This is a genomic window from Hydrogenophaga sp. BPS33, assembly GCF_009859475.1.
In the GTDB taxonomy this organism is placed as follows: domain Bacteria; phylum Pseudomonadota; class Gammaproteobacteria; order Burkholderiales; family Burkholderiaceae_C; genus Hydrogenophaga.
On sequence record NZ_CP044549.1, the window covers coordinates 4,666,556 to 4,688,886 of the forward strand.

The following is a 22,331-nucleotide window of genomic DNA, read 5'->3' on the forward strand; positions in this document are numbered from 1 at the left end:
CCGAGGCGCGAAACTTCGCCGCCCCCCCGCCCGGCACACTGGCGCCTCAACCGAGCACGAAGCCCGCCTCGATGTCGATGAGCTGCCCGGTGCTCTTGGTGGCCCCGGTGGCGAGCCAGTGGGCCGTGCGGGCCACGTCCTGCACGCTCATCACCGCGTTGAGCAAGGCGCGCGATTCCCAGCGCTGGCGGCGCTGCTCGAACACCTCGGGACCCAGGCCATTGCGCATCCAGTCGCCGTCGATCATGCCGGGCAGGATGGCGTTGACCCGCACCTGCGGCGCCAGCGACCGGGCCAACGCAAGGGTCAGGGTGTTCAGCGCGCCCTTGGAGCAGGCATAGGCGATCGACGAGCCGGCGCCCATGCGGCCGGCGAGCGACGAGATATTGACAATGGCCGACAGCGGGCCCGCCTTGAGCAGGGGTGCCAGCGCCCGCGACATCTGGTACGCGCCAATGACGTTGACGCGGTAGGTGGCTTCAAAGTCGTGCTCCGACAACGCGTCCAGGTCCTTGATGTCGGCGAACTTCGTGGAGATGCCCGCGTTGTTGACCAGCACATCGGCACGACCCCAGCGATGGCGCACGGCATCGGCCAGCGCGCGGCACTGCGCGTCGTCCGCCACGTCACCCTGCACCACCAGCACATCGGCCCCGGCTTCACGGCATTGCTCGGCCATGTTTTGCGCCGGCTCGGCCTTTTTCACGTAGTTGATGACCACGTTGTGCCCTTGTTGAGCGAACAAAAGCGCCGTGGCCGCACCGATGCCGGAGGAGGAACCTGTCACGACACAGACGGGCTTTGCAGAAGGGTTGTTCATGGAGCAGCCTGCCTTTCGGTTTTGGTTTGGATTTCGGAGGTCGCGTGCCAGTACGGCGCGCGAAGTTCTTTCTTGGACAGCTTTCCCAAAGCGTTGCGCGGCAGTTCGGGCAGCAGCTCCACGGCGGACAGGCGCTGCGTTTTTCCCAGTTGGCTGTTGGCCCAGTCGCGCAACGCGTCGGCGCCGAGCGTGGCCCCGGACTGGAGCACCACCAGCGCCAGCGGCGTCTCGCCCCATTGCGGGCTGGGCACGCCGATCACGGCGGCCTCGAGCACGTCGGCGTGACCTGCCAGTACGGCTTCGAGATCGGCGGCGTAGATGTTGTTGCCCCCCGAGATGATCACGTCCTTCTTGCGGTCCAGCAGCGTGAGGAAACCGTCGGCGTCGAAGCGCCCGATGTCGCCCGAGCGGTGGTACACGCGCCCTTCGGCGTCGAACCAGCGCATCTGCGCGTCGGCATCCGGGCGGTGGTGGTACCCGACCATCATGAAGGGCGAGCGCCCGACCACCTCGCCGGTGACGCTCTCACCGGGCGTGAGCCGCTGGCCGGCGTCGTCGATCAGAAACACGTCGGTGCCGGGCGCGGCCTTGCCCACGGTGTGCAACTTGTCGGGGTGCTCGCGCATCTCCAGCAGGCAGGTCACGCCGCCTTCCGTGAGGCCATACACCTCCAGGAAGCGCCCGGGCCAGCGGGCCAGAATCTCGCGCTTCAAAGCTGCGTCCATCGGCGCGCCGGTGGTCTGGCTGAGGGCGAGCGCAGAAAGGTCGCTGCCGGCGAAATCGGGGTGCGCCAGGATGCGCTGGACCTGCACCGGCACCAGCATGGTGTGGGTGGCGCGGTGCGCCGTGGCCATGGCGATGAAGCGGCCGGCGTCGAACTTGCGCATGAGAATGCAGGCGCCGCCATTGGCCACCGCACCCAGCATCGGCATGATCGTGGTATTCGAATAGAGCGGCGTGGACAACAGCGAACGGCTGGTGGGCGAGAAGGCAAACCCCTTGCGGCTGGCCTGGCGCTGGCGCATGCCGTGCGCGTGCACGATGCCCTTGGGCACGCCGGTGGTGCCCGAGCTGTAGATGATGTTGAACGCATCGTCCGCTTGGGCGCGTGGCAAGGCTTGTTGACTGTCCGCGCCCTTTGCCCGCCAGGCCGCAAAAGCAGCGCCGTCGCTGCCGGCGTTGCCAAACGGGATCACCCGCACCACGCCATGGGAAGCCAGGCGCTGCGCCAACTCGGCAATCGCCGGGCCCGTGTCGGGGTCCAGAAACAGCAGCCGGGCGCCGCTGTCGCGCACCATTGCCTCCAGCGCCGCCACGCTGGCCGAGGCCGGCAGCGGCACGGCGCAGGCGCGCGCCGCCACGGCACCGAAGAAACATTCGATGTAAGCCAGCGAGGACAAACCGATCAGCGCCACCTTGTCGCCCGCGCCCATGCCGTCGGCCGCCAGCGCCCGCGCGACCTGCACCACCTGTTCGTGAAAGTCGCGCCAACTCAGGGCACGATCGTCCACCTGGAACGCCAAGTGGTCCGGCTGGGCAGCAGCGTGCGCGGCGATCGCCTGGGCAAACGACACGAAGGCCGGGGTGTCGGGGACTGCGTTCGGGATGCTCATCGGTCGAAGATCTGAACGAGGGTCTCGGCAACGAGTGCGGGCCGCTCCTGCCCGTCAATGTCAACGGTGCAGTCGAACGTGAAGCGTGTGCCGCCCTCCACCGCCACGCACGCCTGGAGGGATTGGCGCAAGCGCACCCGCGAGCCCACCGGCACGGGGCTGATGAAGCGCACCCGGTTGCAGCCGTAGTTGAGGCCTTTGCCGCGCTGGCGGATGCTGAAGACACTGCGCTGCAGAAACGGGATCAGTGCGAGCACCAGAAAGCCATGCACGATGGTTTTGCCTTGCGGCATTTCCTGCGCGGCACGCTCCACATCGATGTGGATCCAGTGGTCGTCCCCCGTGAGTTCGGCAAAGGCGTCGATCTTGGCCTGGTCCAGCGTGATCCAGCCGCTCACGCCCAGCGGCTGGCCGACGTAGGCGGCCAGATCGGCGGCGCGCTCCACGGCGACGGCGCTCACGGGTGTACCTCGCGGCAGGGAATGCGGCTGGCGGTGAGCAGCGTCATCGCGGTCTCGCCGTTTTGCGTGCGCACGCTCACCCGGGTGCGCACGATACCGTGCGTGGGGCTGGAGCCCGAGCGGCGCAACTCGATCACCTCGCGGTGGACGGTGATCACATCACCCGCACGCACCGGCCGGTGCCAGCGCAGCTCATCCACACCAAGACCGACCACCGGCGTGCCGCCGTAGCCACCCGCGCGGTGGAATTCGCGCCAGGAGATGGCGGCCACATGCCAGCCGCTCGCGATCAAAGTCTTGAAAGGCCCCTGCGCCGCCTGGGCCGCGTCGATGTGCATGGGCTGTGGATCAAAGTCGTGGCCAAACGCCACGATTTCTTCGGCAGTGACCACGGTGGGCGGGCTCTCCCAGGTTTCGTTCAACTGGAAATCTTCAAAGAGTCGGTGGGCAACAGGCTGCGGCGTGGGCATGGGGTGAGGAAAAAAGAAGAAGGAGATCTGAAGCGGCGCACGGCCAGTCTAGGGAGGACCCCTTGGCGCGACAAGCAAGGATTGGCGACTTTTCGCAGATCGAAATACGGCCACCGGCTCCGCGCATCCAAGGGTTTTCCTGCTCCACCCAGGCCACCGGATGCCGGACAGTTCCGGTGTGCAGACCGTGTCTGCGGTGGATGGGTGCTTTTCATGAAAGTGTTGACATGAGTTCGTCGCCCCCCGTGCGGGCCGTGGTGCGCGCCATCGACCTGCTACAGGCGCTCAACCGCCAGGCGGTGTCGACACTGGACGTGCTGCATGCGCAGACCGGGATGCCCAAGCCGACGCTGGTGCGCCTGCTACAGACCTTCGAGAACCGGGGCATCGTCAAGCACGCACCGCAACATGGCGCCTATTTCCTCACCTCGGGCGTGCGGTCGCTCTCGTCGGGCTACCACAGCGAACCCATGATCGTGGAAGCGGCTGCGCCCTTGATGGACGAGCTGACCCTGCGTGTGAAATGGCCCACGGCCGTGGCCATGCTCGACCACAGCGCCATGGTGGTGCGTTACAGCACGATCCCGCTCTCGCCCCTGTCCATGCGCCACTCGACGATCAACTTTCGGCTCAGCCTGGTGACCCGCGCGCTGGGCCGGGCCTATCTGGCGTTCTGCCCCTCCGACCAACAGGAAGCCCTGCTCAAGGACATCCAGACTTCGCCCCACCAGCCCGAGGACGAGGCCGTGCGCGACCGGGGTGCGCTGGACCATGTCCTGGCCAAGGTCCACGACGCGGGCTATGCCTTGCGCGACCCCACGGTGGTGCCCGCCACCAATACACTGGCGGTGCCGGTGTTCGATACCCACGGCGTGGCCGCCACCCTGGGGATGACCTTCTTCTCCTCGACCATGAAGCCGGAACAAGCGGTCGAGCGCTACCTGGCCGACCTGCAAGCCGTCGCCCGCCAGGTCAGCGGACGCCTGAAGGAGCTGCAGGCGACCGCTTAACCGGTGCCCCCTGGCGTGAAGGAGTTTGCGGCGCCGCGCCTCCCAAGTGGTTCCTACCTATAACCAGTTAATGGGGAATCTGATAGAACTCCAGGGTTCTGCGCGGGTCTATCCGGACGTCGGCTACTGGAGCCTGGTCCCCAAGGGGGGCGCTCCTGGAACACTAATTGCGTCGCCAGCCTGCCCGGTTTACACAACCGACATGTTTCGGTGCAACCATGTGGAGGACTTTTGCGCTGCTGTCTGGCAGCGTGGATGTCCTCATTTTTGTGCGCGCCTCTCGACTGTTTGCCCATTTCATGCCATTCACTGCCACGACCTCTGTCGACTTCTCCACCTCCCCGGTCGCCGCGTATCCGTACGGCGCGGGCCGGTCCATGCGCCTTCGCTGGACCGCGCTGGGATTCGTGTTGGCCGGTGTGGCGACCTTGGCCGCCTGCAGCGGCAAGGACGCCTCCAGCGCCACGGCCCCACCGCCGCCACCCGGTGTCGGCTACATCACGATCGAGCCGAAAGCCCAGGGGCTGCACACCGACCTCACCGGCCGCACCAAGGCCTCGCAAAGCGCGGAAGTCCGGCCTCAGGTGTCGGGCATTCTGCAAAAAAGGCTGTTCACTGAAGGGGCCATCGTCAAGGCCGGGCAGCCGCTCTATCAGATCGACTCACGCTCGCTGCAAGCGGCGGTGTCCAGCGCCGAAGCCGCGCTGGCCAAGGCGCGGGCTTCGGCTCAGACCTCCAAAGCCAACGCCGCGCGCAACGCCGAATTGGTGAAGATCGACGCCATCAGCCGCCAGGCCAACGACGAAAGCCAGGCCCAGGCGGCCCAGGGCGCGGCCGATGTCGCCGTCGCGCAGGCAGCGCTGGAAAATGCCCGCATCAACCTGCAATACAGCAGCATCCTGGCGCCCATCAGCGGCCAGATCGACCTGTCCACCGTGCTGCCCGGAGCCCTGGTCACGGCCAACCAGACGCAAGCCCTCACCACCATCAGCCAGCTCGACCCGATCCTGGTCGACATCACCCAGTCCAGCGCCGAGCTGCTGGAACTTCGGCGGCAATGGCAGGCCGGCGTGTTCGGCAAAGTCGAGGGCAGTGGTGCCAAAGTGCGCCTGATTCTCGAAGACGGCAGCCGCTACCCCCACGTCGGCACCTTGCAATTCACCGGCACCAGCGTGAGCCAGACCACCGGCGCGATCACCCTGCGCGCCACCGTGCCCAACCCGGAGCGCGTGCTCATGCCGGGCATGTATGTGCGCGCGCAACTGGCCACCGGAGAGGCGAGCGAGGCCGTCGTGATTCCTCAGCCAGCGCTGCGGCGCGACCCGGCGGGCAACCCGAGCGTGCAGGTCATCAACGCCGAGAACAAGATCGAGAAGCGCCCGATCAAGCTGGGCCAGGCACTGGGCTCGCAGTGGATGGTCACCGAAGGCCTGGCGCGCGGCGACCGCGTCATGGTCGACGGCTTCCAGAAAGCCCGCGTCGGCCAGAACGTGACACCGCTGGAGATGCGCATGGAGGGCGGCCGGGTGGTGACCGCCCAGGCCACGGCGGATGCGGGTCCCGGCAAGGCGCCGGCCAAGGCCACGCCGGCGCCCTGAAAGCGCCACGGTGACAGGCACACCCCAAGGGCGGCCCCTGGCGCTTTGAATCAACCGACCCCCGGAACACCGCCACATGGCTTATTTCTTCATCCATCGCCCGGTCTTCGCCTGGGTGCTGTCCATCGTGATCATGCTGGCGGGCGCGCTGTCGATCTTCACGCTGCCCCTGGAACAGTATCCGGACATCGCCCCGCCGCGCGTCTCGCTCAACGCCACCTACACCGGCGCATCGGCCGAGACGGTCGCCGATTCGGTCACGCAGGTCATCGAGCAACAGCTCAAGGGCATCGACAGCGTGCTCTACATGAGCTCGACCAGCGACTCCGCCGGCCGCTCGCGCACGCAGATCACCTTCGCACCCGGCACCGACATCGACGTGGCCCAGGTGCAGGTGCAGAACAAGCTGCAAACCGCCATGAACCGCCTGCCCGAGGCGGTCAAGAGCCGGGGCGTGTTCGTCAACAAGGGCGGGCAAGACAACCTGATGACCTACGTCTTCACCTCGCCCGACCCCTTGGTGACGCAGGTGGCGATCGGCGACTACATCTCCAGCAACGTGGTGGACGTGATCTCGCGCATCGACGGCGTGGGTGATGTGAGCGTGTACGGCACCAACTACGCCATGCGGATCTGGATGGATCCGGCCCGCATGGAGCAGTTCGCGCTGATGCCGTCCGACATCATCTCCGCGCTGACCTCGCAGAACGCCCAGGTCTCGGCCGGCCAGCTCGGCGCGCTGCCCGCGGTGAAAGACCAGATGCTCAACGCGACCATCACCGCGCGCACCAAGCTCAAGACGGCGGAGGAATTCCGCGCCATCGTGCTCAAGTCGGCCAACGACGGTTCGCTGGTCACCATCGGCGACGTGGCGCGGGTGGCCCTGGAAGCCGACAACCTGCTGGTGAAGTCGCGTCTGAACAACCGCCCGGGCGCGGGCCTGGGCATCGTGCTCGCCGACGGCGCCAATGCCATGAAGGTGGCCGGCGCGGTCAACGCCAAGATGGCCGAACTCGCGCCCTTCTTTCCCGATGGCATCACCGGTGTCATCAGCTCCGACACCACACCCTACGTGAAGGCCTCCATCAAGGAAGTGGCGATCACCCTGTTCGAAGCGCTGTTGCTGGTGGTGATCGTGATGTTCGTGTTCCTGCAGAACCTGCGCGCCACGCTGATCCCGGCCATTGCCGTGCCGGTGGTGCTGCTGGGCACCTTCGGCGTGCTCTCGGCCATGGGCTATTCCATCAACATGCTCACCATGTTCGCCATGGTGCTGGCCATCGGCCTGCTGGTGGACGACGCGATCGTGGTGGTGGAAAACGTCGAGCGTGTGATGCACCAGGAAGGCTTGCCGGCCAAGGAAGCGACCATCAAATCGATGCGCGAGATCACGCCCGCGCTGGTGGGCATTGGCCTCACGCTGTCGGCCGTGTTCATCCCCATGGCCTTCTTCTCGGGTTCGGTCGGTGTGATCTACCGCCAGTTCTCGATCGCCATCGTCTCGGCCATGGCCTTCTCGGTGCTGGTGGCGCTCACGCTCACGCCGGCGCTCTGCGCGACCATCCTCAAGCCAACGAACCACTTGCACGAAGGCGCGCCGGCGCGCAAAGGCTTGCTGGGATGGGTCGACCGCTTCTTCCGCTGGTTCAACGCCGGCTTCGACCGCAATGCCACGCGCTACCAAGGCATCGTGGGCAAGCTGTTGACGCGCAGCAAACGCATGATGCTGATCTATGCCTTGCTCATCGGCGGCGTGGTGCTCATGTTCCAGAAGCTGCCCACCTCGTTCCTGCCGGTGGAAGACCAGGGCTTCTTCTCGGTCTCGGTCACGATGCCCAGCGGCTCCTCGGACGCGCAACTCGAAGTGGTGCTGCGCGAGATCAACGACTACTTCTACCAGCAGCCCGATGTGCTGCGCGTGAACTCGCTGGCGGGCAACAACGGCAACCAGAGCTCCGGCATGATTTTCGTGCGCCTGAAGGACTGGAGCGAGCGGCCCGATGCGTCACAGAGTGCCGACGCCATCGCCCGCAAAGCCACCCGCGACCTGGCCAAGATCCGCTCGGCACGCATCTTCGTGAGCCTTCCACCGGCCGTGCGCGGCCTGGGCTCCAGCTCGGGCGTGAACTTCATGATCAAGGACATCAACGGCCTCGGCCACGAAGCCTTGCGCGCCGCCAAGGACCGCGCGATCGAGATGGCCGGGCAGCGCCCTGAACTGCGCAACATGCGTACCACCGATTTCGACAACACCTCGGAGCTGCAAGTGGTGGTCGACGACCGCAAGGCCGCCGCGCTGGGCCTGTCCACCAACGACATCAACAGCGTGCTCTCCAGTGCCATGGGCGGGTCCTACGTGAACGACTTCGTGCACAACGGCCGCGTCAAACGTGTCTACGTGCAAGGCGACGCCCCGTACCGCATGCTGCCGCAGGACATCGGTCAATGGACCGTGCGCAACCGCAGTGGCGAGATGGTGCCCTTCTCCACCTTCTCCACCACCCGCTGGACCAGCAGCGCGCCACAGCTGATGCGCTACAACGGTTCACCGTCGATGGAAATGCAGGCCGATGCGGCGCCGGGCGTGAGTTCCGGCGCGGCGATGCGTGCGATCGAAGAGATCATGAGCGAGATGCCGGTGGGCATCGGCTATGAATGGACCGGCGCGTCCTTGCAGGAGCGGCAGTCCGGCGCGCAGGCGCCCCTGCTGTACGCCATCTCGATCCTGTTCGTGTTCCTGTGCCTGGCCGCGCTGTACGAAAGCTGGAGCGTGCCGTTCTCGGTCATCCTGGCGGTGCCGCTGGGCGTGATCGGCGCACTGCTGGCCACCTACACGCGCGGCCTGTCCAACGACGTGTACTTCCAGGTCGGCCTGCTCACCACCGTCGGGCTGGCGTCGAAGAACGCGATTCTGATCGTCGAATTCGCGGTGCAGCTGCAGAACCAGGGCCGCAGCATCGTGCAGGCCGTGGTCGAGGCCGTGCGCCTGCGCCTGCGCCCGATCCTGATGACCTCGCTGGCCTTCGGCTTCGGCGTGCTGCCACTCGCGCTGGGCAGCGGCCCGGGCGGGGCCAGCCGCCAGGCCATCGGCACTGCCGTGCTGGGCGGCACCGTGCTATCCACGGGACTGGGCCTGTTCTTCGTGCCGGTGTTCTTCCTGCTGGTGCGCAGCTGGGTCAGTCGCAGAACGAAAAAAACGCCCGAACCGGCCGACACGCCGCACGCCCACACCGGCACCGGCACGCAGCCCCTGGCCACGCAGGGAGATGCCTGATGCCTGGCCGCAGCCCTCATCGCTTCGAGAAGAGACTTTCCGTGAACCATCGACCCTGGATGCCGCTGGTGCTGCTGAGCGCGGCCGTGCTCGCTGGCTGCGCGCTCACACCGCCCGCCCCACCCGACGTGCAAGGCGTGGTGCCGCCGGCCCTGGGCCAGTCGCAACCGCCTGCCAACGCCACGCAGCAGGCGCTGGACGAGGCCCAGGCGCTGGCCTGGGTGCAGCACCCCGGCCTGCGCCAGACCATCGCCCAGGCGCTCACTCACAACCGCGATCTGCGCACGGCGCTGTTCAACATCGAGCGCGCACGCGCCCAGTACGGCATTGCCAGCGCGGCCCAGTTGCCCACCGTGGCAGCCAACGCCCAGGGCAGCCGCACACGCACACCGGGTGATCTGTCCAGCTCGGGCAACCCCACCACCAGCACGCAGATCACCGCGCAGCTGGCCATCACGAGCTTCGAGCTCGATCTCTGGGGCCGGGTGCGCAACCTCAACGAGGCCGCACTGCAGCAGTTCCTGCAGTCCGAGGCCAACCAGCAGAACGTGCGTATCACGCTGGTGGCCGATGTGGCCAACGCCTGGCTCAACCTGGCCGCGAACCAGTCGCGCCTGAAGCTGGCACAGGACACCCTGGCCGGCCGCGAGAAGGCTTACCAGCTCACCGAGCGCATCTTCCAGTTGGGCGCCACCTCGGGCCTGGTACTGGCGCAGAACCGCAGCACGGTGGAGACGGCACGCGGCGACGTGGCCGCCTTCACCGCCCAGGTGGCGAAAGACCGCAACGCACTCATCCTCCTGGTGGGCAACGGACTGAACGCCGACTGGCTGCCAACGGCCGACACCTTGCAAGGCACACAGGCGCCAGCGGCCTTGCTCGAACGCCCGGCGACGATCGACTCCTCCGTGCTGCTCCAGCGCCCGGACGTGCGTGCCTCCGAACTCAACCTGCGCGCCGTGTCGGCCAACGTCGCTGCCGCGCGCGCCGCGCTGTTCCCCACCATCAGCCTGACCACCAGCGTGGGCACGGGCAGCCGCGAGCTCGACGGCCTGTTCGGCAGCGGCAACGGCAGTTGGAGTTTCGTGCCGCAGATCCGCCTGCCGATCTTCGATGGCGGCAGCGGCCGCGCGGCGGTGAACGTGGCGCAGGCCAACCGCGACATCGCCATCTCCCAATACGAGAAAGCCATCCAGACTGCGTTCCGCGAAGCGTCGGACGCATTGGCCGAGCGCGCGCAATGGCAGGCGCGGCTGAGTGCGCAGGAAGCCGTGGTGGCCGCGAATGCGCAGGCCTTTCAACTGTCCGAGGCGCGCTTCACCTCCGGCGTGGACAACTACCTCACCGTGCTCGATGCGCAGCGCAGCCTGTACGCCGCGCAGCAGAACCTGATCGCGCTGCGCCTGTCCGAGCAGGCCAACCGCATCGCGTTGTGGAAGGTGCTGGGCGGGTAGCGCACTATCTCGCGGCGGTCCATAGAAAAAAAAGCCCCCCGGCTCGCACCGGGGGGCTTTTTTCTCCATGGGTGAGGCACTGGCACGAACCTGCAAAGGTTCGGCGTGACGCCCTTGCCGGAACGGCTTAACGCGGCGCGCGGCGTGCCACGGGGCGGGCTGGGCCGCCTTCGCTGCGGCGCGGGGCGAACTCACCACCGCGCATGGCACCGCGTTCGGCATTGCCACGGTCGCTGAAACCACCACGGTCACCACCAGCAGGCCTGTCGCCACGGCCAAAGCTGCTGAAGCCGTTATTGGGCCGTGCGCCGAAGCCCGGACGCGCGCCTGTGGGTGCGCGGTCGAAGCTGCGGCCAGCGGGGCGCGTGTCGTTGCGGTAACCGCCCTGGTCACCACGGCCTTCGCCGCGGTGGTCGAAACGGTTGTCGTTGCGGCCTTGCGGCTCTTCACGGCCTTCGAAGCGCGGGTCGAAACGCGGGCCTGGGCGGCCGTGGTCGGCGCGGGGAGCCGCGTCGAAGCGACCTTCCGGGCGGCCTTCCGAACGGCCTTCGAAACGCGGGCCACGCGGAGCCGGGCCACGGGCATTGAAACCACTGCGGTCGGCGTAATTGCGATCGCCGCCACCGCCGAAACGCTCACCACGGCCACCCGGGCGGCCACGGCCACCAAACTCGGGCTGCGGTGCGCGCTGGCGCGGCTCCAGGCCAGGCACGGTTTCCACGTTGATGCGCTGGCGCGTGTAGGCCTCGATGTCACCGATCTTGCGGCGGTCGCGGAACTCGGCGAAGGTGACGGCCAGGCCGTCACGGCCGGCGCGGCCGGTGCGGCCAATGCGGTGCGTGTAGTCCTCGGCCTTCATCGGCAGGCCGAAGTTGAAGACGTGGGTAATCGTGGGCACGTCGATGCCGCGTGCGGCAACGTCGGTGGCCACGAGAAACTGCGTCTGGCCGTTGCGCAGCGCCATCAGGCGGCGGTTGCGCATGCCCTGGCTGAGCGCGCCGTGCAGCGCCACGGCGGCAAAGCCCGATTGCTGCAGGTCATTCGCCAGGCCATCACATTCCACCTGCGTGCTGCAGAACACCACCGCCTGGTTGATGGTGGTGTCGCGCATCCAGTGGTCGAGCAGCTTGCGCTTGTGGTCGGCGTTGTCGGCCCAGAAGAGCACCTGCTTGATGTTGGCGTGTTGCTCTTGCGGCGAATCGATCTGCACCTTCTGCACGTGCTTGCCGTTTTCGTGCATCACGCGCATGGCGAGTTGCTGGATGCGCGGCGCGAAGGTAGCGCTGAACATCATGGTCTGGCGGCGTTCGCTGGTGAGGTCGTTGACTTCGGCAAGGTCGTCGGAGAAGCCGAGGTCGAGCATGCGGTCGGCTTCGTCGACCACGAGGAACTGCACCTTGTCGAGCTTGAGCTGCTGCGAACGCTGCAGGTCGAGCAGACGACCAGGCGTGGCAACGACCAGGTCGGCGTTCTGCAGACGTGCGATCTGCAACTGGTAAGGCATGCCGCCGACCACGTTGGCGATGCGCAGGCCACGGCAGTGGCGCACGAGGTCGATGGCGTCGTTGGCCACCTGCTGCGCGAGTTCGCGCGTGGGGCACAGAATGAGCGCGCCGGGGGTGGCGGCCTTGAAGTTGCGCGGGCTGGTGGGGTCCTTGCGCTTGGGTGCCTTGGGTGGGGCTTCGCCGCGGGCGATGGCCTCGGCCGCGAGGCGCTCGCGTTCGGCGCGTTCCTTGGCGTCGTTCTCGGCGCGTTGCTGCAGCAGGGTGTGGAGCACAGGCAGCAGGAAGGCCGCCGTCTTGCCGCTGCCGGTCTGGCTGGAGACCATCATGTCGGCAAAGCGCTGTTGGCCCTCGGCCTGCATGGCCTTGGGGATCACGTTGTTTTGCACGGCGGTGGGCTGTGTGTAGCCCAGGTCCACGCAGGCTTGCACCAGCTCGGGTGCCAGGCCCAGCAGCTCGAAGCCGTTGGGTGCTACGGGCGCTTCGCTCACGGTGGTGGAGGTGTCGGTGTCCGCGTCGGCAGACAGGATTTCGGGCGAGAGTTCGCCGCGTTCTTCAAAAGAGTCGCTCATGTTCGTCCATGCGCCTATCGGCGCAATTGAATGCAAACGTCAGAGGGAAGCCGGCCTGAAAGGCCGGCGGCTCCGTGGCGTCGGATGCGTTCGTGGTTACAAAACATCAACCATCAAACGATCGACGCGCCTTGGGTCACAGAGGAGAAAACGTGACGCCGGGAGCGAGGGCTCCATCCGCTGGCGTTGGTGAGGTCCTGGAGCGGACGACGTGCCAACGGGGTGTTCGGGGAGCCTGGTGTGTGAGGCAGATGCACAAAATTCGCAGTTGCCTGCGAAGCCCGCGATTATGGCACAGTTTCAGGGAAAACCCCAAGCGAGATATGGGAACACCCCCCTGCGCCGCTGCGCGGCTTCCCCCCTCTCTTGCGCGCCTTCGGCGCTTGGAGGGGGGACGGCCTCTTGGGCCGGCGCAGCCGTCCCTCGATGCCCCTGGGTTCGGGCACGCTCGCCGGAGAGGGGACGGCCTCTTGGGCTGGCGAAGCCGTCCCTCGATGCCCCTGGATGGGGGCACGCGCGCCGGAGAGGGGGCGGTCCACACCGCCTAACGTTCACGGCAGATTTTCGCGGAACATGATCTGCCCGCGCACCGCTTCCACACCGGTGAGCGCGTCGCGCCCGTCGCGCAGGTTGGCAAAGATGCGCACGCAGGTGAGCATGGCGCCTTGCGGGCTCTGGCTGATGACGGCGTCCATCGTGCCGTCGATCAGCAAGGCGCGCGTGTCGGGCGAAAGGCCATGGCCGATGAACACCACCTTCTGGTCGCGCCCCGCTTCCTTCAGGGCGCGGCCCACGCCATCGGAGGCGCCGCCGATGTTGTAGATGCCGGCGAGATCGGGGTATTGGTCGAGCAGCGTGCGCGTGAGCGCGTGGTTGCGCTCGGCGTCGTCGTGCCCCTCGCGCAGGCCCACCACCTCGATGTGGGGAAACGATTCCTTGAAGAGGTAGAGAAAACCCATCTCGCGCTCTTCGTGCGCGCGGTAGCTCAGGCTGCCGGCGATCATGGCCACCTGTGCCGGGCGCTCACCGATGAAGCGCGCGATGAGATAGGCCGCCGTGCGGCCGGCGGCGCGGTTGTCCAGCCCCACATAGGCCGCGCGCCGCGCGCCCGACAGATCGGAGATGAGGGTCACTGTGTGCACACCGCGCTCGGCGAGCTGGTCGACCGCGTCGCGCACCAAAGGATGTTCGAGCGCCATGAAGGCGATACCTTGCGCGCGTGCGCCATGGCGCAGCAAGGCTTTCGCCAGCACCTCGGGGTTGAAGCCCTCGACGAACTCGACCTTGCATTGCACGTTGTAGGGCGTGCAGTGCTCCTGCGAATAGCCGATGGTGTCGCCGAGCATGCGCAGGAAACGGTTGCTGCCCGCGGGCAGCAGGAACACAAGTTGCATGGGCGGGGGCTGCAGTGCGGCGCGCACGTCGGCATCGGGCAGATACTGCAGGCGCTCGGCGGCCTGCATCACGCGCTCCACCGTGGCCCGGCGCACACCCGGTCGCCGATTCAGCACACGGTCCACGGTGGCGGTGGAGACGCCGGCCATGTGGGCGATGTCGGGAATACGGGCGACTTTGCTCATGCGAAAAATCCATCAAAAACCATCAGATCTTCAACTGGCCGTTGAAGGATTCAAACGATACCATTCCTCTCGATTCTGATGCATCAAAACATCAAATCCAATCAAACAAGAGCCGAAGACCTTTCACCGTCGGCGGCGTTCCAGGAGACGACATGCCCATTGCCTTTCGCCCTTGCCGCCCCAGCGCAACCACGTTCCCCCGTTGCTGACGAGGCTCGGCGCGCGTGACCTACGAATTCGATTTCGCCAGCGTGCTGGCAGCCTGGCCGCTCTTCCTGGAGGGCGCCTGGATGACGATCCAGCTATCGTTCCCGGCCACAGTGCTGGGCTTCGTGATCGGCACCGTGCTGGCCATCGGCCGTCGCAGTGACGTGCGCTGGATCTCGCGGCTGTGCGGCGCGTACGTGGAAGTGATCCGCAACACGCCATTGCTGGTGCAGGTGTTCCTGGTGTTCTTCGGCCTGGCCAGCCTGGGCTGGAAGGTCTCGGCCTTCACGGCCGCGCTGGTGTCGCTGGTGATCAACGTGGCAGCCTACTCGTGCGAAATCATGCGCGCGGGCATGGACTCGATCCACAAGGGCCAGCTCGAAGCGGCCGAGTGCCTGGGCCTCACGAAGCGCCAGGTGTACTGGCACGTGGTGCTGCGCCCGGCCATGGAAAAGGTGTATCCCGCCCTCACCAGCCAGTTCGTGCTGCTGATGCTGGCCACCTCCATCACCTCGCAGATTTCGGTGGAAGAGCTCACCGCCATCGCGGCGCGTGTGCAGTCTGAAACCTTCCGGCCGTTCGAGGCCTACATCCTGGTGGCCGTGGGTTATTTGCTGTTGTCGCTGTTGATGCGCGCCGGGCTCTGGGTGTTCGGCCAGCTCGTCTTCACGCGCAAGCGCCGGCTCGGTGCAGGGAGCGCGAAATGATCGACGGCGGACTCAATCTATTCCACCTGCAGTTCCTGGGGGTGGGCGTGCTGTGGACGCTGTGCCTGTCGCTGATCGCCTTCGTGGGTGGTGGTCTGGCCGGCGGCGTTGTGGCCCTGTGCCGCATCAGCCCCATGGCGCCGGTGCGCTGGCTCGCCATCGGCTGGATCCAGCTGATCCAGGGCACGCCGCTGCTGGTGGTGCTGTTCGTGTGTTACTTCGGCCTGAGCATCGTGGGCCTGGAGCTGCCCGGTCTGGTGGCCGCGAGCATCGCCATGGTGGTCTACGTCAGCGCCTACCTGGGCGAGATCTGGCGCGGTTGCATCGAGTCGGTACCGCGCACGCAGTGGGAAGCGGCCGAATGCCTGGCACTCTCGCGCAGCCAGCGCATGCGCCTGGTGGTGTTGCCACAGGCGCTGCGCATCGCCACACCGCCCACGGTGGGCTTCATGGTGCAGATCGTGAAGAACACCTCGCTCGCCTCCATCGTCGGTTTCGTCGAACTGGTGCGTGCGGGTCAGCTCATCAACAACTCGATTTTTCAACCCTTCCTCGTCTACCTGATCATCGCGGCGCTGTACTTCGCGATGTGTTTCCCGCTGTCGGTGTGGAGCCGCCGACTCGAGAGGCGTTTGAACGTGGGCAGCCGCATCCAGGGCGAAGCATGAAGAAAGACACCAACGCCATGACCCCAGTCGTCGAACTCAAGGACGTGCACAAGCGCTTTGGCAGCAACCAGGTGCTCAAGGGTGTGTCCTTCGCCATTCCCAAGGGCCAGGTGGTGGCCATCATCGGCAAGAGCGGCTCGGGCAAGAGCACGGCCCTGCGCTGCATTGACCGCCTCGAGATCATCGACAGCGGCAGCATTCAAGTGTGCGGCCACGCGGTGCACGACCCGGCCATCGACCTGCGCAAACTGCGCATGGACGTGGGCATCGTGTTCCAGAGCTACAACCTGTTCCCGCACCTCACGGTGGAACAGAACGTGACGCTGGCGCCCAAGGCGGTGAAGGGGTTGTCCAACGCCGATGCGAAGGCCGTCGCCGAGCGCACGCTGCGCCAGGTGGGTCTGGCCGAAAAGGCGCAGGCCTATCCGGAACAGCTCTCGGGCGGGCAGCAGCAGCGCGTGGCGATCGCGCGTTCGCTGGCCATGGAGCCGCAGGTGATGCTGTTCGACGAGGTCACCTCCGCGCTCGACCCGCAGCTCACCGGCGAGGTGCTGCGCGTGATCGAACAACTGGCCGAAGGCGGCATGACCATGGTGCTGGTGACGCACGAAATGGAGTTCGCCGCGCGCGTGGCCGACACCATCATCTACATGCACGAGGGCAAGGTCTGGGAGACCGGCCCCGGCACCATGCTGCGCGAGCCGCAGACGCCCGAGCTGCGCGAGTTTCTTTCCCACGGTCTCTGACCTGCTTCTTTTCCCCGTTCTTTTCAACAACACCTGGAGACACACCATGAACACGTCCCGCATCCTGCGCCGCACCGTCCTCGCCGCCACCCTGGGCGCGCTGTGCCTGCCGGCCATGGCCGATCTGGCCGACATCAAGGCCGCCGGCAAGATCCGCATCGCGATCGACCTGAGCGCGCCGTTCTACGGCTACGTGGACGACAAGGTGAACCCGGCCGGCTCCGATGTGGAAGCGGCGCAGTTGCTGGCGAAAGACCTGGGCGTGCAACTGGAGATCGTGAACTCGACCAATTCGGCGCGCATTCCCAACCTGCTGTCGAACAAGGCCGACCTGATCATCTCCTCGCTCTCGATCACGCCCGAACGCCAGAAGGCGGTGGACTTCTCGATTCCCTATGGCGCCATCCAGGCTGCCGTCGGTGCGCCCAAGAGCCTGAAGATCACCGGCATCGACGACCTCGCCGGCAAGACCGTGGCCGTGACCCGTGGTGGCCCGCAGGACAAGATCGTGACCGAGCGCGCGCCGCAGGCCAAGGTGGTGCGCTTCGACGACGAAGCCGCGTCCATCACCGCCGCCGCCAGTGGCCAGACCGACATCGTCGCGATCACGCCGCCCATCATCGCGGCCATCGCCAAGCGTGCGCCGGCGAAAGAGTTCGAAGTGAAGTTCGTGCTGCAGTCGTACCAGCTCGCGGTGGCCATGCGCAAGAACCAGCCCGAGCTGATGAACTGGGTCAACGGCTGGGTCAAGACCAACCTGTCCAACGGCAAGCTCAACGCCATCCACCTGAAGCACGCCGGCGTGCCGATCCCCAAGGAAATCGTCGACGGCGCGAAGTGAACGCCATCGTCTGTATCCGCACCTGAGAGAGAAATCACATGAGTCGCCATTTCGGAGAAATCCGCCAGCTCGGTTATGTCGTGCACGACATCGAAGCCGCCATGGACTACTGGAGCCGCACGCTGGGCGTGGGCCCGTGGTACTACAACCCGCGCGTGCCGATCAAGAACTACCAGTACGACGGCCAGGACTACGAGCCGCACAACTCGGTGGCGTTGGCGAACTCCGGCTTCGTGCAGGTGGAGCTGATCCAGACGCGCAACGACGTGCCGTCGATGTACCGCGACTTCCTGCAGGCCGGGCGCACCGGTCTGCAACATGTCGCCTATTGGACGAGCGACTACGACGCCGACCTCAAGCGCCTGCTGGCCGAAGGCTTCAAGCCCAAGATGCAGGGCGAAGTCGGCGAGCGCGGCCGCTTCATCTACTTCGACACCGAGTACCACCCGGGCACGGTGATCGAGCTGTCGGAAGTGGCCGGCCCCAAGGGCCGCATGTTCGACCTGATCCGCGAATCGTCGAAAACCTGGGATGGCGTGACCGAGCCGGTGCGCCCCTTTCCCGACCTGAGCAAAATCTGACATGGCATCCGAGCGCCTGCACGCCACCTACCTGATCGAAACCCCGTTGGAGCCCGCGCAGGTGGCCGAGGTGATGGCGGGCGAACAGTCCTGCGGCACCTTCACGCGCGTCGCGGGCGAAACCGACGACCTGCGCGAGCGCGCGCGCGCCACGGTGGAGCACATCGAGTTGTTGCCCGACGCGCCCGCGCCGAGCCTGCCCAACGCCTGGCTGGAGCGCCAGGGCTGCACGGGTCCTTGGCGGCGCGCGCGGGTGCGCATTGCGTTCCCCACCGCGAACATCGGCGCGAACCTGCCGACGCTGGCCGCCACCGTGAGCGGCAATCTGTACGACCTCGGTGAAGTCACGGGGTTGCGCCTGGAGTCGATGCAACTGCCAGCGGCTTACCGCGCACGCTTCGACATGCCGCAACTCGGCATTGCCGGCACGCGCCAACGCACCGGCGTGACCAGCGGTGCGCTGGTGGGCACCATCATCAAACCCAACGTGGGCTTCTCGGCCGCGCAAACCGCCGAGCTTGTGGCGCAGCTCTGCGCGGCTGGCGTGGACTTCATCAAGGACGACGAGGTCTGTGCCGACCCCGAGCACGCACCGCTGGCCGAACGCGTGCCCGCCGTGATGGCGGTGGTGCGCGAACACCAAGAGCGCACCGGCAAGCACGTGATGGTGGCCTTCAACATCACCGACGAAACCGACGCCATGCGCCGCCACGCCGACCTGGTCGAACGCGAAGGCGGCTCGTGCGTGATGGCCAGCCTGAACTGGTGCGGCTATTCGGCGATGCAAACCTTGCGCCGGCACACGCCGCTGGCGATCCACGGCCACCGCAACGGTTTTGGCGCCCTTGCGCGCCATCCGCTGCTGGGCATCGGCTTCCAGGCCTACCAGACGCTGTGGCGGCTGGCCGGCGTGGACCACATGCACGTGCACGGCCTGCAGGGCAAGTTCTCGCAAACGGATGAAGAAGTGGTCGAGTCCGCGCGGGACTGTCTCGCGCCCCTGACCGATGGACATGCCGATGCGGTGATGCCCGCGTTCTCCTCCGGCCAGTGGGCCGGCACCGTGCCCGCCACCTGGAGCGCGGTGGGCACCGACGACCTGATGTTCATGTCCGGCGGCGGCATCCTCGCGCACCCGCAGGGGCCTGCGGCCGGCGTGGCCAGCATCCGCCAGGCCTGGGCCGCCGCGCGCGCCGGCACGCCGCTGGCCGAGGCCGCGCGCCAGGCGCCCGAGCTCGCCGCCGCGTTGGCGTTCTTCGGCCCCAAGACAAAGTAAACCCGTGAACACACCCCGGCTGGCCTGGTACGGCGACGACTTCACCGGCGCGACCGACACCCTGGCCACCGCGGCACAAGCGGGGTTGCGCAGCCTGCTCTTTCTCGGCGTGCCCAGCGCTGCCCACTTGCAGGCGGCCGGCCCGCTGGACGCCATCGGTATCGCTGGCGCGGCGCGCGCGATGGACCCGCAGGCCATGGCGGCAGAACTCGAACCCGTGGGCCGCTTCTTCGCCGCGCTGCGCGCGCCGGTCGTGCACTACAAGTGCTGCTCCACCTTCGACAGCGCCCCCCACGTGGGCAGCATCGGCCAGGCGGTGCGCGTGCTCAACCGGCACATCGGCAGTGCCTGGGTGCCCATCGTGGGCGGGCAACCCAATATCGGCCGCTACTGCTGCTTCAGCCAGCTGTTCGCTTCGGCCGGCGCGCAAGGCGAAGTGCACCGCATCGACCGCCATCCCACCATGAGCCGGCACCCGGTCACGCCCATGGGCGAGGCCGATCTGCGCCGGCATCTGCAGGCGCAAGGTCTGGCGCGGGTGGCCGCCCTGCACTACCCCGCGCATGCGCAGACCGCCGACGCACACGACGCCGCATTGCAGCAGTTGCTGGCGACGCAACCCGATGCGGTGTTGATGGACATTTCAGGACCTCAGGACCTCGGCCCGGTCGGCCGCCTGATCTGGCGGCGTGCGCAAGAAGCGCCACTGCTGGTCGTGGGCCCCAGCGGTGTGGTGCAGGCGCTGGCCGCGCATTGGCATGGCGCAGCGAACCCGGCGCCCGCGTTGCCTGCACCCACGCCGGTGGACAGCCCGGTGTTCGCCTTCGCGGGCAGCCTCTCACCGCAGACCGCGGCGCAAGTGGCCGCCGCGACATCGTTTCAGAAGATCCCAGTCGACGTGCGCCGGCTGCTGGAAGAGCCGGACTATGCGAGCGCCTGCTGCGACGCCGTGCTCGCCGGCCTGGCCGCGCGGCGCCACGTGCTCGCGCACACCGAATCCCACACGCGCCACGCCGACCTCGACGCACACGCCATCGCTTCGGCCACCGGCGATCTCGTGGCCAGCGTGGTGCGCGCGCGCGCGGCATCGGCCGTGCCCTTGCGCCGCGTCGGCATCGCGGGCGGCGACACCTCCAGCCTCGCCGTGCAGCGGCTGGGCCTCTGGGGGCTGGCCTGCCAAGGCGTGCTGGCACCGGGCGTCACGCTCAGCCGCGCGCGCAGCGATGCGCCATCGCTCGATGGCCTGGAACTCATGCTCAAGGGCGGCCAGATGGGGCCGCTAGACATGTTCGAGCGGCTGCTCCACGGCACGGTGCCCTGAAGTTCAGTCGAGAACGGCGCGAACGATGTAGAACAATACGGCCGCCAGCACCGCCGTGGCCGGCACGGTCACGATCCAGGCGGCCACGATGCGCATGACCACCGAGCGTTTGACGATTTCCTTCTTGTAGGCCTTCTTGAACGCCTTCTGCTCCTTCTTGGCGAACACGGCGCCGTCTTCGTCCGTGGCGACGGCCTCGCGCTGCCTGGCGCGTTGTTTCAACTCCGCGAGCATGCGCTTCTTCTCGCTCACCTCGGCCGCCTCGAAACGGCTCAAGTAGGCCTCGACCACGTCGCGGTCGGCGCCCTGGTGTCCCTTGCGCACCACGGCTTCCATCTTGGCGTAGTTCACCTTCAACAGCTCGCGCAGAAAACCGACGCCGAACACCGCGCCGATCGAGATGTGGGTGGTCGACACCGGCATACCCATCTGCGAGGCGACGATCACCGTCAGCGTGGCCGACATGGCAATGGCGTAGGCACGCATGTTGTCCAGCTCGGTGATTTCCTTGCCCACGGTGCGGATCAGGCGCGCACCGTACAAGGCCAGGCCCACCGCCAAGCCCAATGCGCCCAGCACCATGATCCACATCGGCGTGCCGGCCGACGTGGCGATCGCACCGTCCTTCACCGCCTCGTAAATCGCCGCCAGCGGCCCGATGGCATTGGCCACGTCGTTCGCGCCATGCGCGAAGCTCAGCAGCGCCGCCGAACAGATCAGTGGCCAGGTGAACAAGCGGTTGACGCTCTTCTTGCTGTTGTCCTGTCGGCGCGCCATGGTCGCGATCGGCTTGCGGATCAACACCCACACCAGCAACGCCATCACCACCCCGGCCACCAAGGCCTGCAGCACGTTCACATGCACCAGCTGGCCCAGCCCCTTGAGCAGCATGTACGTGGTGTACACGCCGACCATGAGGGCGATCAGGATCGGTACCACGCGGCCGGCGGCCTCGATCATGTCGCTGCGGTAGGTCACGCTGCGCTTGATGATGTACAGGAATGCGGCGGCTATCGCGCCGCCCGCCAGCGGCGAGACCACCCAGCTGATCACGATCTGGCCGATGGTCCCCCAGTTCACCAGGCCCCAGCCGCCCGCCGCGATGCCCGCGCCCATGACCGCGCCCACGATGGAGTGGGTGGTGGACACCGGCGCGCCCACCGCAGTGGCCAGATTCAACCAGAGCGCGCCGGCCAACAACGCCGAGAACATCACCCAGGCGAACAGCGCCGGGTCGGAAATGGCGCGCGGGTCGATGATGTTGCCCTTGATCGTGCCCACCACGTCGCCCCCGGCCACGATGGCGCCCAAGGCTTCGAAAACGGCCGCGATCAGGATCGCCCAACCCATGGTCATGGCCCCGGAGCCCACCGCGGGCCCCATGTTGTTGGCCACGTCGTTGGCGCCGATGTTCATCGACATGTACGCGCCCACGGATGCCGCGACGATGAGCAGCCAGATAGCCGATGTGCTCAGCCCCGCGCTGGACGCGCCGGTCAGCGAGGCATACGCCCCGACCACCACCAGGAACAGGAGTGCCACGCTCAGTTGCAGCACCTCCTGGTGCTTGATGAGGAAGCGGCGGCGGGATTTTTTGGTCATGCTGAACTCAGCGGAAGTACGGGTTGGA

18 protein-coding genes are annotated in these 22,331 nt (G+C 66.9%); 11 read left to right on the forward strand and 7 right to left on the reverse strand.

Annotation, left to right across the window (positions count from 1 at the left end; genetic code table 11):
* Window positions 1-46 precede the first annotated feature (46 nt).
* From F9K07_RS21440 to F9K07_RS21455, 4 genes are read right to left on the reverse strand one after another with little or no spacing between them, the layout of a single operon-like run.
* A complete protein-coding gene (locus F9K07_RS21440) occupies window positions 47-820 on the reverse strand; it encodes an SDR family NAD(P)-dependent oxidoreductase (RefSeq protein ID WP_159595347.1) in 774 nt (257 codons plus the stop codon).
* On the reverse strand, window positions 817-2,433 hold the full coding sequence (locus F9K07_RS21445) for a class I adenylate-forming enzyme family protein (protein WP_159595348.1): 1,617 nt from the start codon (window positions 2,431-2,433) through the stop codon (window positions 817-819). The genes F9K07_RS21440 and F9K07_RS21445 overlap by 4 nt, the downstream gene beginning before the upstream one ends.
* On the reverse strand, window positions 2,430-2,894 hold the full coding sequence (locus F9K07_RS21450; RefSeq protein WP_236581416.1) for a MaoC family dehydratase: 465 nt from the start codon (window positions 2,892-2,894) through the stop codon (window positions 2,430-2,432). Before F9K07_RS21450 ends, F9K07_RS21445 begins: the two co-directional genes overlap by 4 nt.
* Window positions 2,891-3,316 (reverse strand): MaoC/PaaZ C-terminal domain-containing protein, encoded by a 426-nt coding sequence (locus F9K07_RS21455; RefSeq protein ID WP_236581418.1) that lies wholly within the window; start codon window positions 3,314-3,316, stop codon window positions 2,891-2,893. Before F9K07_RS21455 ends, F9K07_RS21450 begins: the two co-directional genes overlap by 4 nt.
* Before the next feature lie 275 nt (window positions 3,317-3,591).
* Between F9K07_RS21455 and F9K07_RS21460 the strand changes: the two genes are divergently transcribed.
* The 4 genes from F9K07_RS21460 (at window position 3,592) to F9K07_RS21475 (ending at window position 10,700) form a co-directional block, all read left to right on the forward strand.
* The gene (locus F9K07_RS21460) at window positions 3,592-4,374 is read left to right on the forward strand and encodes a DNA-binding transcriptional regulator (RefSeq protein ID WP_159595350.1); all 783 of its coding nucleotides are present in this window, start codon (window positions 3,592-3,594) and stop codon (window positions 4,372-4,374) included.
* A gap of 299 nt (window positions 4,375-4,673) precedes the next feature.
* A complete protein-coding gene (locus tag F9K07_RS21465) occupies window positions 4,674-5,972 on the forward strand; it encodes an efflux RND transporter periplasmic adaptor subunit (protein ID WP_159595351.1) in 1,299 nt (432 codons plus the stop codon).
* Window positions 5,973-6,048: 76 nt separating this feature from the next.
* The gene (locus tag F9K07_RS21470) at window positions 6,049-9,246 is read left to right on the forward strand and encodes an efflux RND transporter permease subunit (protein ID WP_159595352.1); all 3,198 of its coding nucleotides are present in this window, start codon (window positions 6,049-6,051) and stop codon (window positions 9,244-9,246) included.
* Window positions 9,247-9,305: 59 nt separating this feature from the next.
* The gene (locus F9K07_RS21475) at window positions 9,306-10,700 is read left to right on the forward strand and encodes an efflux transporter outer membrane subunit (protein WP_159597038.1); all 1,395 of its coding nucleotides are present in this window, start codon (window positions 9,306-9,308) and stop codon (window positions 10,698-10,700) included.
* Window positions 10,701-10,827: 127 nt separating this feature from the next.
* Here F9K07_RS21475 and F9K07_RS21480 read toward each other — a convergent pair whose 3' ends face one another.
* Together F9K07_RS21480 and F9K07_RS21485 are read right to left on the reverse strand one after the other, a co-directional pair.
* On the reverse strand, window positions 10,828-12,774 hold the full coding sequence (locus F9K07_RS21480) for a DEAD/DEAH box helicase (RefSeq protein ID WP_159595353.1): 1,947 nt from the start codon (window positions 12,772-12,774) through the stop codon (window positions 10,828-10,830).
* A gap of 551 nt (window positions 12,775-13,325) precedes the next feature.
* The gene (locus F9K07_RS21485; protein WP_159595354.1) at window positions 13,326-14,354 is read right to left on the reverse strand and encodes a LacI family DNA-binding transcriptional regulator; all 1,029 of its coding nucleotides are present in this window, start codon (window positions 14,352-14,354) and stop codon (window positions 13,326-13,328) included.
* Between the two features lie 224 nt (window positions 14,355-14,578).
* On the opposite strand from F9K07_RS21485, the gene F9K07_RS21490 reads away from it, so the two are divergent.
* Genes F9K07_RS21490 through F9K07_RS21520 form a run of 7 tightly spaced genes read left to right on the forward strand, consistent with a single transcriptional unit; the run spans window position 14,579 to window position 20,701 of the window.
* Window positions 14,579-15,268 (forward strand): amino acid ABC transporter permease, encoded by a 690-nt coding sequence (locus F9K07_RS21490; RefSeq protein ID WP_159595355.1) that lies wholly within the window; start codon window positions 14,579-14,581, stop codon window positions 15,266-15,268.
* Complete coding sequence (locus F9K07_RS21495) at window positions 15,265-15,936, forward strand: amino acid ABC transporter permease (protein ID WP_159595356.1); 672 nt, start codon at window positions 15,265-15,267, stop codon at window positions 15,934-15,936. The genes F9K07_RS21490 and F9K07_RS21495 overlap by 4 nt, the downstream gene beginning before the upstream one ends.
* 17 nt (window positions 15,937-15,953) lie before the next feature.
* Complete coding sequence (locus tag F9K07_RS21500) at window positions 15,954-16,682, forward strand: amino acid ABC transporter ATP-binding protein (RefSeq protein WP_159597039.1); 729 nt, start codon at window positions 15,954-15,956, stop codon at window positions 16,680-16,682.
* Between the two features lie 46 nt (window positions 16,683-16,728).
* Window positions 16,729-17,523 (forward strand): transporter substrate-binding domain-containing protein, encoded by a 795-nt coding sequence (locus F9K07_RS21505; RefSeq protein WP_159595357.1) that lies wholly within the window; start codon window positions 16,729-16,731, stop codon window positions 17,521-17,523.
* Window positions 17,524-17,561: 38 nt separating this feature from the next.
* Entirely contained in the window at window positions 17,562-18,104 is a 543-nt protein-coding gene (locus F9K07_RS21510; RefSeq protein WP_159595358.1) for a VOC family protein, read from the forward strand.
* A 1-nt stretch (window position 18,105) separates the two neighbouring features.
* Window positions 18,106-19,380 carry a ribulose-bisphosphate carboxylase large subunit family protein gene (locus F9K07_RS21515; protein ID WP_159595359.1) on the forward strand — a complete coding sequence of 425 codons (1,275 nt, stop codon included), beginning with the start codon at window positions 18,106-18,108 and terminating at the stop codon, window positions 19,378-19,380.
* 4 nt (window positions 19,381-19,384) lie between these two features.
* Window positions 19,385-20,701, forward strand: a complete 1,317-nt coding sequence (locus F9K07_RS21520) for a four-carbon acid sugar kinase family protein (RefSeq protein WP_159595360.1) — start codon at window positions 19,385-19,387, stop codon at window positions 20,699-20,701.
* A 3-nt stretch (window positions 20,702-20,704) separates the two neighbouring features.
* Here the strand turns inward: F9K07_RS21520 and F9K07_RS21525 are convergent, their stop codons facing one another.
* On the reverse strand, window positions 20,705-22,303 hold the full coding sequence (locus F9K07_RS21525) for an inorganic phosphate transporter (protein WP_159595361.1): 1,599 nt from the start codon (window positions 22,301-22,303) through the stop codon (window positions 20,705-20,707).
* Window positions 22,304-22,331: the final 28 nt, after the last annotated feature.